Origin of the sequence: Martinezella multihospitum, from assembly GCF_900094585.1 — a bacterium.
GTDB lineage: Bacteria > Pseudomonadota > Alphaproteobacteria > Rhizobiales > Rhizobiaceae > Rhizobium > Rhizobium multihospitium.
On record NZ_FMAG01000002.1, the window covers coordinates 140,007 to 151,760 of the forward strand.

The window sequence follows — 11,754 nt, forward strand, 5'->3', positions numbered from 1 at the left end:
TCTCGTCCTTCATCCGCGGCACCAACGGCACCGTTTCGGTCAGCTCGACCGCCTACGCCTTCGATACCGGCGCGACCGGCAACGTTCTGTTCGGCTCGAGCGGCGGCACGATCGATACGACTTCGGGCATCCTGGGTACGTCGGATGGTTCGGTTGGCGCTTCGGTCTTCAGCCTCGACATCTCCAGCATGACGACCGGCCAGATCTCCAGCGCTCTGAACATGGTTCAGACTGCTCTGAACTCCATGACCAGCCTCGGCTCGAAGCTGGGCTCCATCTCCAGCCGTATCGACCTGCAGACAACCTTCGCTTCCTCGCTCTCCGACTCGATCCAGTCGGGTGTTGGCAAGCTGGTTGACGCCAACATGGAAGAAGAATCGAGCAAGCTGTCCGCTCTGCAGACGCAGCAGCAGCTGGCCGTTCAGTCCCTGTCGATCGCCAACTCCTCGACCCAGCAGATCCTGTCGCTCTTCCGTTAATAGGAAGCGCCCGGCCACGCGTTGGCTGGCCAAACAGGAAAACGACTATGCCGCGCCTTCTCCGGAAGGCGCGGTTTTCGTTTTGGCGCGGCGCCGCAGTCCAGCTGCGAATCTAACGCGCGCCGTCCGCCCTTCGCCTGATAGCATCGACGAAGCCATCGAACAGCTTGCGCATGGCAACCTGCTTGTAGGGATAGACGATGGGGTCGTCCATATTGTGGACCACCATTGCCACATCGAGCTCGAATACCAGCAGGCGACCGTCAGGAAGCTCCGCGCAGTCGATGCCGAAGTAGTCGAGTTTGATATGACGGCAGAGCGCTGCGAAACTTTCCTCGTGGCGAACGGCGAAATCGCGATCGAAATCTTCCATCCATGCCTGTTCGACGGCTCGTTTTGCTGCACTCTGGCCCATGCCGGCACTCAGATAGTGCACGATCCAGTGATCCGAGAGTGCCATGTGGCTGGCAAAGGCCTTGCCGTCGATGAATACGACGCGCTGCTTGTTGTAGTAGCCGTCGGCTCCACGGAAATCGATGAAGGGTGCCACGTAAAGCTCAGGCGCCGGCTGTGCCGCGAGAAAGGCTGCCAGTTCGGCCGGATCGGAGATGCGCTCCATTCCATTGCCGGCATGTGTGCTGAGCGGGCGCACGACCAGCGGGAAGGCCAGGCCTGGAGCGCAGTCTTTCAACGGCTTGGCGCCGGCGCCGACGGCTGCGAGATCGTCGCGCGAGACGCGATGGGTGGTGGGGGAGAGGATCGACGGTTCGCCTGCCAGCATTCCGCTCACCCCGTCGCGCGTCAGCCTCGCGATCAGTTCCGGATTGCAGTTCATCACCAGACCGTCGAATTTGGCAAGGAGCCCCTGCATATGGGCGAGCAGGGGCGCGTTTTCAGTCGACTCCCCGATTGCCATGAAGGTGACGTCATGCTCCGGCAGACCGATGAGTGCGGAGGTTTGCAGGTCGACATAGCGCAGCCACAGCACGCAATCGCTGCCCGCCAGCAGAAAGTCCAGCGGCGTATTGGCCATGAAATCGCCTTCGGTAACGAAGGCCAAAAGGTGCGGCCCGGTTCCGTTGCCGTGGACGACGCGGAAGTCACGCCGCAGCTGCACGGCGTTCTTCAGGATCTGGCGTGCCTCTTCGGCGCGGCCGAGCGTTTGCAGGATGATCGCCAGGTCCATGAGTGCGGCCGCATCGGTCGAATCGGCCGTCACGCGCTGCATAAGCTCGTTCCATAGCGGCGTCACGTCGCGGCCGGCATAGACGAGCGAGACGATTCTCTGCATGCCGAGAATTCGGGAGGCGTCCGGCGTATTGGTCGAAGCCGGTTCGATGCCTGGGGCTTTGGTCATCAGCATTGGGAGAGATCCTGTCGGGAGCCGATTGTCAAAACGCTATGAACGAGTTGGTCGATATCTGCCTGTCGCGTGCGATGGTTCACGATCGCGGCGCGGATTGCCGGCCGTCCGTTCAGATGAGTCAGGGATGGAGCGACGCGGCCTTCGGCGTGCAGCCGCTCGACGATATGGGAATTGACGGACGCAGGTATTGTTCCATCCGCGCCGACATAGGCGAAGCAGACGATATTGAGCGCGACCGGCGCAAGCAATGTCAGCCGAGGTTCCTGTTCGATGCGCTCGGCCAGCCTGCGGGCCAACCGGCAGTTGGCGCTCATCGCGCCCCCCAGAGCTTTGACGCCGTAGGTTTTCAGCGTGAACCAGGTCTTCAGCGCCCTGAAGCCGCGCGACAGATCCGGACCGTAGTCGCAGGGCCACCAGTCTCCGCCTGCAAGCCCGGTGGCTGCGCGGCTGAGATAGGCGGCATCCGAAGCAAAGGTCTGCCGCTGCCATTCGCTGTCCCGCACGAGCAGGAAACCAGCATCATAGGGCACCTGGCCCCATTTGTGGAAATCGAAAGCGAGCGAATCGCAGCTGTCGATCCCGGCGAACAGATGCGCAAGGTCAGAGCTCAACACGCCGAGGGCGCCTAGCGCGCCGTCGACGTGAAAATGAAGATCGTAGCTGTCGGCGATATGCCGCAAACCGGCGAGGTCGTCGACGGCGCCAGTATTGACCGTTCCCGCACTGCCGATGACGAGGAACGGCACAAGACCTTCCCGCCTGTCACGAAGGATCGCCTGTTCCAGCGCGCCGATATCGATCTGGCCAAGGCTATTGACGGCAATGCGCCGGAGCTGATCGCTGCCGATGCCGGACATTTCGAAAGCGCGGGGAACACAGCCATGAACCTCGTTCGAGGCGTAGGCCACGAGCCGGGATTCGTCGGACAGACCGGCTGCGCGCACATCGCGGCCGAGCTTCCGGCATCTGGCGATCTGCACCGCGACGAAATTGGCCTGCGATGCGCCGGTGAAGAAAATGCCGCCTGCCGTTTCCGGAAAGGAGAAGATCTCACGCGTCCAGCGGATGATCTGGCGCTCGACTTCGATCGGCATATGGTCGCGTCCGCCGAGATTGGCGTTAAGCCCGCCGGCGAGCATTTCGGCCAGCATGCCGGTAACGGTGCCGCCGCCCTGGACCCAGCCCATGAAGCCTGGGTGAATATTGCCGCTGCCATAGGGGAGGATATTTTCCCGAAAAATGGCGTGGACTTCGGTTAGGTCGCTGGCTTCGACCGGCAACGGCGCATCGAACAGGGCGCGGGCAGAGGAGGGGGCATGTTGCCAGACCGGCTTCGTTCCGAGCGTCTGGAGATGATCGAACATGTCGTCGAGCATCTGGTGACCTTGCCTGCGCAGAGCCTGCCAGTTGTCGGGGTCGAGGCTTGTTCGCTCTTGGCGATCAACCGCCGCCCGTCCGGCGTCCTGCAAAATGAACATTTCAACCTCGCATATGGCCGCCGGTGCCGACATCACCGCCGGGACGCTGGAGAAGACGACCGTCTTCGTCCGACATTGGACGTATAGCGGCTATCTACGACGCCGAAGGTGGCGCGAGGCTGACTTGCGGTACTTGCTGTGCGTCAAACGATGATATCCGGCTGGAAAGCGGGGTGTCGGCGCACGCTGCGCGGATAGACCTCCCTCGGGTTCAATGAAAGGTAGCGTGGACGATGGCACGATGCCTGATGGCCTTTTAACGGAAAGGATGATTCCGTTAACTTTTGTGGCCGGCATTAATCTTTTATTAACCCTATTCCTGTCAGTTGCAACTAGCGCAACGGTTGGTTAACCTCTCCTAAGAGGCGGTTAACAAGCATGAGGCTGATTGCCGTTCCCGGCCGCAGACCGGAATGTCCCTTCCAAATTCAGCCATAAGGGGCACTTTTCGATGACTAGCATCCTCACCAACGACGCGGCGATGTCCGCCCTCCAGACCTTGCGCTCCATCAACACGAACCTGCAGGATACGCAGAGCCGCGTTTCCTCGGGCTACAAGGTGGCCAAGGCAGCCGACAACGCCGCCTATTGGTCGATCGCGACCACCATGCGATCCGACAATAGCGCGCTTTCAGCCGTCTCGGACGCATTGGGCCTGGGCGCGGCAAAGGTCGACACCGCCTATACGGCGATGGACAACGCCATCACCGTCGTTCAGCAGATCAAGGACAAGCTCGTCGCGGCAACGGAAAACAGCGTGTCGAAGGCTGACGTCCAGGAAGAAGTCACGCAGCTGCAACAGCAGCTGGAGAGCATTGCGCAATCCGCTTCCTTCTCCGGGCAGAACTGGATGTACGCGGCAAATGGTGCCTCCGCCTCCGTCGTCTCCTCCTTCGTGCGCAACAATAATGGTACGGTTTCCGTCAACAGCACGAGCTACAGTTTCGATACCAGCTCGCAGGGCAACGTCCTGTTCGGCGCGAGCACCAGCGGGACGATCGATACGAGCTCGGGCATCCTCGGCACCAAGCAGGCTATCAGCGGCAGCAGCTATTCCGTCTTCAGTCTCGATATCACCAACATGACGAGCGGCGATATCGGTTCGGCGATGAACCTGGTGCAGGGCGCCCTCAACGCCATGAACAGCACAGCTTCGCAGCTCGGCTCTCTCTCCACCCGCATCGATTTGCAGACGAGCTTCGTCTCCACCCTGCGCGATACCATCGATTCCGGCGTCGGCAAGCTCGTCGATGCGGATATGGAAGAAGAATCGAGCAGGCTCTCGGCGCTGCAGACCCAGCAGCAGCTGGCCATCCAGTCGCTGCAGATTGCCAACACGAGCGCGCAGAATGTTCTCGCTCTCTTCAAGTGAGCCTTGACTGGAGCTTGCGTTGAAATGGCGCGGCGGCTTTTCCCTCTTGTCGTCGCGTATAAGCTTTTGTTAACGTTGCTGCTAATTGATTTGCAGTCTCTGCGCAGATCCGGCCGCCGTTCTCCTTCCAAGCGGTTGCCGGATCGCGCTTTAGCGACGGGCCGCGCTGGGATATCTCCCGCTGGTGGGCATGAGGCCAATCGTTGCTGCCGGATCGGTCCGGCTTGCCAGTCCCAATGGAACTACGGATTTTCAGATGAGCAATGTGACGACGAATCCTACCACGTCGGCGGCGCTGACCGTGTTGCGCGGTATCAACAAAGATCTCGATGTCGTGCAGCAGCAGGTCTCGTCCGGTTACCGCATCCAGACGGCGAGCGATGATCCCACCTATTGGTCGATGGCGACCACCATGCGCTCCGACCAGAGCAGCCTTTCCACGATTACGGATGCGCTGGGCCTCGGCGCGTCCAAGGTCGATACCGCATCCACCGCCATGGATACGGTCGTCAGCCTGCTGACCCAGATCCAGTCCAAGCTGGTTTCGGCAAAGGAGCCAGGCACCGACAAGAACGCTATCAACTCCGACATCCAGCAGCTCAAGAATCAGCTGCAATCCGTCACCCAGTCGGCATCCTTTTCGGGCGAGAACTGGCTCTATAATACGGAGCAGCAGCCCTCCACACAGCAGTCGGTGATCAGCAACTTCACGCGTGGGACGGGCGGGCAGATCAGCTTCACGACGATCAGCTATGACAGCTCCCAGACCTTGATGATCGATACTGCCAAACCCGAGCGGGGTTTGCTGACGAAGAATGTCGATGCGAGCACATTCGACAGTTCGGGCAGCGGCAGCAGCACGCCTCGCAATTATTATCTCCTCTCCGCCACCGGCGGCACGACGCCGACAGGCGGAACCGAGATCGCCCTATCGAGCAGCACGACCGATGCCGAACTGACCGATATGATCAATGTCACCAACTCGCTTCTGAAATCGGCAACATCGGCGGATTCGACATTGGGTCTGATGAAGTCGAATGTCGACGCTCAGTCGGATTATATTTCCAAGCTCAGCGATGCCATCAAGAGCAGCGTCGGCGATCTCGTCGACACGAATATGGAAGAGGCTTCCGCGCGGCAGAGTGCCTTGCAGACGGCGCAGCAGATGGGTGTGCAGGCATTGTCGATCGCCAATAGCATGGCGAGCAAGGTGTTGATTATCCTCCAGTCGAAATGATTGCCGGGCGGCGGCGTCCGATCGGCAATACCGCATCGCATTCATCCTCGCACAAGTTTGACTGCCTACGGTCCTTCGCAGTGGCTTGGCTGCACAATGTGCCGGTGACATTGGTCCCGGAAAGTGCCGCCTGAGGACGGAAACCGGAAGCGTGATGATCGACGTTTTGAGCATGGGAATGGATCGGCCGGCTGTCGGCATCGACTTGCAGCGTCTCTGCGGCGTGAATGGGGAGATGCGCGCATGAGCTTGACACTGTCCCGATATCTCAAGGATTTCAGCGCCGAACAGGTTCCGCCGCCCCGTGTCGAGGATATGGCCTTTGCGGAACCGATCGAGTTTGCCGAAAGCCCGCTCGAGCCGCCTGTTGATGTCGAGGCCGAGCGCCGTGCCGCCTATGCGGAAGGGCATGAGGCGGCGACCCAGGAACTGACGCAAAAGCATCAGGCTGAGATCGATGGCATGGCCCAATCGTTTCGCGCCGAAATGGATGCGCTGCGGATACGCTACGAAGAGCAGGCGGCGGAGAAGATCGCCGCGGATATGACGCGCATCGCCACGATGCTCGGGCAGGCGATCAGCACAGAAGCCGCGGCCACTCTTGCGCCGATCATGACCGAGACGCTGACGGCCAAGGCCGTCGCCGATCTTGCCGAACTGGTCAGGGCCGCGATCCTCGATGGCAGCGCCGGGCCGATCTCGGTCAGCGGCCCGCGTCATCTTTTCGAGGTCCTTCACGATCATCTCGGCGATGACGGCGCCTTGCTGCGCCACATCGAGGCCGATGATGTCGATCTCACCGTCACGATCGGCGAGAGCGTTCTTGTGACCCGAATGTCCGCCTGGGCCGCTAGCCTGAAAGAGATTCTGAAATGAGCGACGGCGATCAAAATCACGGCAAGCACGAGATTATCGTCGTCAAGCGTCGCGGCGGTGAACATGAAGGCGGCCATGGCGGCGCGTGGAAAATCGCCTATGCCGACTTCATGACGGCCATGATGGCCTTCTTCCTGGTCATGTGGCTGGTGAACGCCGCCAACGAGGAGACGAAGGCCTCGGTCGCCTCCTATTTCAATCCGATCAAGCTCGCCGACGAGAAGCCGACGGAAAAGGGCCTCAAGAAACCCGTCGATCAGGCTCAGGGCGAAAAGAATCAGCAGAAGTCCGACAAGCCGCAGGAAAAGCCGAATGACGGAAAATCGGCCAAGACCGGCGAGGACCTGACCTCGACATCGGGCGACCAGACAAACTATTCCGAAGCGGATTTCTTCGAGAATCCCTATTCGGTCCTGGCCGAGATCGCACAGGAAGTCGGTCAGCAGGCCAATGTCAGCGCCAAGGGCGAGGGTGGGGCCGCTCAGTCGGGTCCAGCGACCGGTGCCGATGGCGGCCAGGCCTATCGCGATCCCTTCGATCCAGATTTCTGGACCAAGCAGGTTCAGGTTTCCAGCGCCTCGAAGAAGGCGAATGAGGAACAGTCCGCCAAGTCGGATCAATCGCCCAAGGGCGAAGTCATCGCCTTGTCGAAGGCAACGGCGGCCGATACCGGCCAGCCCGCCGATCAGCCTGTGACGCCGGAGCAGCAGCCGACAACGAGCGACCAGCAGGCGCCGGGCAAGCAGCAGGAAAAGCAGACGCAGATGCAGCAGCTCGCCAAGGCCGCGGCGCAAAACGAGACTTCGTTGCCCGAGGATAATGCTGCCTTGCCGCAGAGCAAGGATGTCCAGCCGACGAAGGCGCAGCAGCAGGAAGCCAAAGATCTGCAACAGGCAATTCAGGCCGAGATCAAGGGTGTCGCCGGTCAGCTGGCCGAAGGGCTGCAGGTCAGCGCCGCGGAAGGCGGCGTGCTCGTAACGATCTCCGATCAGACAAACGATCCGATGTTCAATATCGGTTCGGCGGTTCCCCGGCGCGAGATGGTGCTGGCGATGGAAAAGATCGGAAAGATCCTCGCGGAACACAATGGATCGATCCTGATCCGCGGCCATACCGACGGACGCCCCTATATGGTCGGTGGCCGCAATGACAACTGGCGCCTGTCGCTCGATCGCGCCCAGAGCGCCTATTACATGCTGACGAGCGGCGGGCTGGACGAGAAGCGGATCGTTCAAGTTTCCGGCTTTGCGGACAGGCGTCTGAAGCTGCCCAACGATCCCTTCAACGATGCCAACCGCCGTATCGAGATCCTGATCGCCAACCCCTCGAACCAGGCGGCGACGGACCCCGCGGCTTCTGGAACGCAAGCTCCCGCGAAGCCTGCTTCGGGCAAGAGCAAGTCGAGCCAAGGTAAGCAGGGATAGTCCATGGCGCGCAAACAGCATCGTCATCACCTTGCGCTCACGCTTACCTTCGGCATGTTGATGCCGGGGGTTGCAAGCGCTGAGGGGCAGGATGGTCTGCCACTCTACAAGATGCTGCGCTCGCTCGAATTCGTCCAGGATTCCGTTGTTGCGGGCGACAGTTCCGCCGGAGAGATGCAGCGCTTTCTGCTCGCCACCATAGACGAGCGCTTGCGCAATGCGGATAAATCCGTCTTCGAGGACAACCGTAACGTTGATGCGGCCCTGATCTATGCCATGAGCGGCGGCAATCCCGAAACGCTTGAATATCTGATGTCGCGTGACGTCAATGGCAATTTCGACAATCGCGTTGCGGATGTTCTCAGGAAATATCTGAACGGCAAGGGTCTGCTCGTCGTCAATACGCTTGTCGATATCTCCAAGGAATATCGCGACAAGCCGATCGGTCCCTACCTCTCGCTGGTTGCTGGCAATGTCATGTCGGGCAAGAACGCCAAGGCCGCCTTGCCGCTGTATGACTGGGCGCGGCTGATGGCGCCTGGTACGATCGTCGAGGAATCCGCACTGCGCCGCTCACTGGCTCTGTGCGCCGATGCGGGCATGGTGCCGCAAGGGCTCGATTATGCGCGGCGCTATACGCGGCGCTTCCTGCATTCGCCCTACGCCAGCCAGTTTGCCGATCTTTTCGTGCAGCTGGTGGTGGATCACGATTCCGATGTCAAGCAGCAGGACATCATCGACATCCTGTCCTTCATGGACCCGCCGAGACAGCGGGAAATCTATCTGCGCATGGCACGCCGTGCGGCGATCGCCGGCAAGGCCGATCTTGCCGCGCTCGCGGCCAACCGCGCCCAGGCGATCTCCAATGACGGCGGCGATGCCTTTGGTGCGCTGGCGAACTTCTATGGCGGCGTGGCGGGCATATCCACGCCTGAATTGAAGTCGGCGATCAACGATGTGAACCAGATGCCGGCAGGCGAACTGAATGCCCGCGACCGGGCTCTGCGCGATGCCGCGAAGGCTGTGGCAGCGGAGATATTGCGCACGCCCGACGCTGCAAGCCTCGGGCAAGGCAATGTTCCTAACCTGCCCAACCAACAGAAGACTGAACACGATGCTGCTGTGACGAATCAAGCGGGAGGCCAATCTCCCGGCACGGCGGGTGTTGAGCAGGGAGCCCCGGCAACCGCGGCTCCCGTCCCGGAAGGAGGGCGGCAGGAGGCCGACTCTTCGTTCAACGCATTCGTCACGACGAGCCGCTCGAAGCTGGATGCCATCGACGGCCTGTTGAAGCAGGAAAGTCATTGATATGAACGACATCGGTGTGTCTGGCGCCTCATCCGGGGCGGATATTCTTGCTGTTGCCAAAGGCGCTCGCTCAACAAAGCAGGATGATGGCAAGGGTTTTATCGACGCGCTGACCAGTTCGCTCGGCAATGGACGCAAATCCGCCGGTTCGAATACCGGAACCGATGTGGCAACGAATGCGAACACGACAACCAGTGACGACGCGGGCACGGTGAAGACGGCAGCGAGCAATCTCGCCTCGATAACCCTCACCATCGATGACAGCGCCAATGCCGGAGTTGGAATGATCGATACGTCCGGAGCCAATCTCGCCAATCCCGCCGGCCTTGCCAAGGGCGCGAAAGCTTCGCAGCCTGCCGGTGCCGCATCGCTCTCGAAATCGCTGATCGAGTTGCAGAAGGCAGCCTCCGCCGCTGCCGAAGGCGAGGCGACCCCCGTTGATGGCGATCAGCCAGCCGCAACCGCCGATCCCACCACGCCGACGATTGACGCCGGCAAGGCGCAGGTGCCCCCGACGGCGCTCGATCAGCTGGCCGAGATCGCGCAGCAACTGGCCGACGTCGTGAATGCGGACGGTCAGACGACGCCGGCCAAGGGCGACGGCAAGACGCCCGCCGCGAAGGATGGAAAGGATGCCCAGTCCACGGATGATGGTAAGTCTGCATCGACACAAGACAGCCAGCCAACCAATACGATTTCCGATGCCTTGTCGCTGCTGAACGTTGCCCAGCCCGTTGTTGCGACCCAGGTCAGCGCGACGCAGACGGGCAAGACGGCAGACGATTCGAAGGTCCAGTCATTGCCATCAGGCAAAACAGCACTCGCTGATGATGCTTCGGATACCGCCTTGACCTTACCAGATGACGGCAAGGGAACGGATGCCGCGCAAACATTCCGTCTGACGCGGGCGGACGGCCGCGGCAGCGCGCTCGATCTCTCGATCAGCAAGGGCAGCGATGACGTTGCCGACGTCAAAGTCGGTGCTGCAGCCGGCAGCGATGCGGTGGCGGTCACCGTGCTCGATTCGCGCCGCTATCTCGGGCTTGCCGCCAATTCCAACTCTGCACTCGTTGCTGGAACTCTGGCGGGCGACCACGAATGGTCGGCGGCGATGCAGCCGGGTTCGGCGCTCTCCAATGCTGCGAACCTGACGAGCACCGGCAAGGTCGTCAATACGCTGAAGATCCAGCTGCGCCCCGACAATCTCGGCGACGTGACGGCAACCATGCGGCTCTCCGGAGACCAGCTGAGCGTCGACCTGAAGGTTCAGACGAGCGAAGCCTACAGGCAGCTTCACGCCGATCAAAGCCGCATGGTCGATGCATTGCGCGCGCAAGGCTATCAGGTCGACAACATCACTGTCTCCATGGCGTCCAATGCCGACCAGCAGTCGGATAGCGGCCGCAATTCCGGATCGAACCAGCCACAGCAGCAGTCCCTTTTGAACCAGGGACAGGGGGGCGACGCACGCTCCAGAGGCCAGAACTATTCAGGGCAGCAGGCAAATGGAAACGATGGCAATCGCAGTTCGGGTGAGCGCGGTGTTGAGGACGGCGCTGCTGGTGGCGTGCAGCGTTCTCGCTCTGGGGCGGTTTACCTCTGAGGCGCATGCGTCGGGCAATCCTGTACCGCCTGACAATGGTGCCGCGGGCCTTTGCGAACGTGAAATCCAGTCTGCCGCCGCGAAATACGGCATACCGGAAGGGATCCTTTATTCGGTGGGTCTGACGGAGACAGGACGCAAGGGGTCGCTCTATCCCTATGCCCTCAATGTCGAGGGGCGTCCGATCTTTCCGCCATCGGAGGATGCCGCCCTGCAGATATTCGCCGCAGCACGGCAGAATGGGGCAAAGCTTATCGATGTCGGCTGTATGCAGATCAATCAGTATTTCCACGGCGAAAACTTTACATCCGTCACCGCCATGTTCGACCCGCGTAGTAATGTCGAGTATGCTGCAAAGTTTCTTCGCAATCTGCATGACAGGCATGAGACCTGGACGATGGCGGTAGCTAGATACCATGCCGGCCCGAACAATGACCCCGCCCAGAAGGTCTATGTCTGCCGTGTGATCGCCAATCTGGTCGCCACCGGCTACGGAAAATGGACGCCCAATGCGGCGACGTTCTGTCGGTAATAAGCACTTATAGGTTGCATACGGCCTCCGGTTAGCAGACGCTAACCCAATCGAAGCGGTTGACTGCCGTCGATTTGCC

At 60.7% G+C, this 11,754-nt stretch carries 10 protein-coding genes; 8 read left to right on the top strand and 2 right to left on the bottom strand.

The window, feature by feature from the left end; translation table 11 throughout:
• On the top strand, positions 1-479 hold a 479-nt coding region (locus GA0061103_RS07515), incomplete at its 5' end, for a flagellin (protein WP_280949795.1).
• A gap of 112 nt (positions 480-591) precedes the next feature.
• On the opposite strand, the gene GA0061103_RS07520 is transcribed toward GA0061103_RS07515, so the two are convergent.
• Positions 592-1,842, bottom strand: coding sequence for a glutathione synthase (locus GA0061103_RS07520; RefSeq protein WP_092709125.1), 1,251 nt, complete (start codon positions 1,840-1,842; stop codon positions 592-594).
• Positions 1,836-3,323 (bottom strand): pyridoxal phosphate-dependent decarboxylase family protein, encoded by a 1,488-nt coding sequence (locus GA0061103_RS07525; RefSeq protein WP_092711144.1) that lies wholly within the window; start codon positions 3,321-3,323, stop codon positions 1,836-1,838. The genes GA0061103_RS07520 and GA0061103_RS07525 overlap by 7 nt, the downstream gene beginning before the upstream one ends.
• Before the next feature lie 451 nt (positions 3,324-3,774).
• On the opposite strand from GA0061103_RS07525, the gene GA0061103_RS07530 reads away from it, so the two are divergent.
• The 7 genes from GA0061103_RS07530 to GA0061103_RS07560 all read left to right on the top strand — a co-directional run bounded on the left by GA0061103_RS07530 (position 3,775) and on the right by GA0061103_RS07560 (position 11,675).
• Positions 3,775-4,695, top strand: a complete 921-nt coding sequence (locus GA0061103_RS07530) for a flagellin N-terminal helical domain-containing protein (protein ID WP_092709128.1) — start codon at positions 3,775-3,777, stop codon at positions 4,693-4,695.
• Between the two features lie 256 nt (positions 4,696-4,951).
• Entirely contained in the window at positions 4,952-5,932 is a 981-nt protein-coding gene (locus tag GA0061103_RS07535; RefSeq protein ID WP_092709131.1) for a flagellin N-terminal helical domain-containing protein, read from the top strand.
• Positions 5,933-6,175: 243 nt separating this feature from the next.
• Positions 6,176-6,808, top strand: coding sequence for a hypothetical protein (locus GA0061103_RS07540; protein ID WP_092709134.1), 633 nt, complete (start codon positions 6,176-6,178; stop codon positions 6,806-6,808).
• Positions 6,805-8,232 carry a MotB family protein gene (locus GA0061103_RS07545; RefSeq protein ID WP_092709136.1) on the top strand — a complete coding sequence of 476 codons (1,428 nt, stop codon included), beginning with the start codon at positions 6,805-6,807 and terminating at the stop codon, positions 8,230-8,232. The genes GA0061103_RS07540 and GA0061103_RS07545 overlap by 4 nt, the downstream gene beginning before the upstream one ends.
• A 3-nt stretch (positions 8,233-8,235) precedes the next feature.
• Positions 8,236-9,540, top strand: coding sequence for a chemotaxis protein MotC (gene motC, locus GA0061103_RS07550; protein WP_092709139.1), 1,305 nt, complete (start codon positions 8,236-8,238; stop codon positions 9,538-9,540).
• A gap of 1 nt (position 9,541) precedes the next feature.
• Positions 9,542-11,143, top strand: a complete 1,602-nt coding sequence (gene fliK / locus GA0061103_RS07555) for a flagellar hook-length control protein FliK (RefSeq protein WP_092709142.1) — start codon at positions 9,542-9,544, stop codon at positions 11,141-11,143.
• Positions 11,055-11,675: a lytic transglycosylase domain-containing protein gene (locus GA0061103_RS07560; RefSeq protein WP_425349474.1), complete on the top strand. Its 621-nt coding sequence runs from the start codon at positions 11,055-11,057 to the stop codon at positions 11,673-11,675. Before fliK ends, GA0061103_RS07560 begins: the two co-directional genes overlap by 89 nt.
• Positions 11,676-11,754 lie beyond the last annotated feature (79 nt).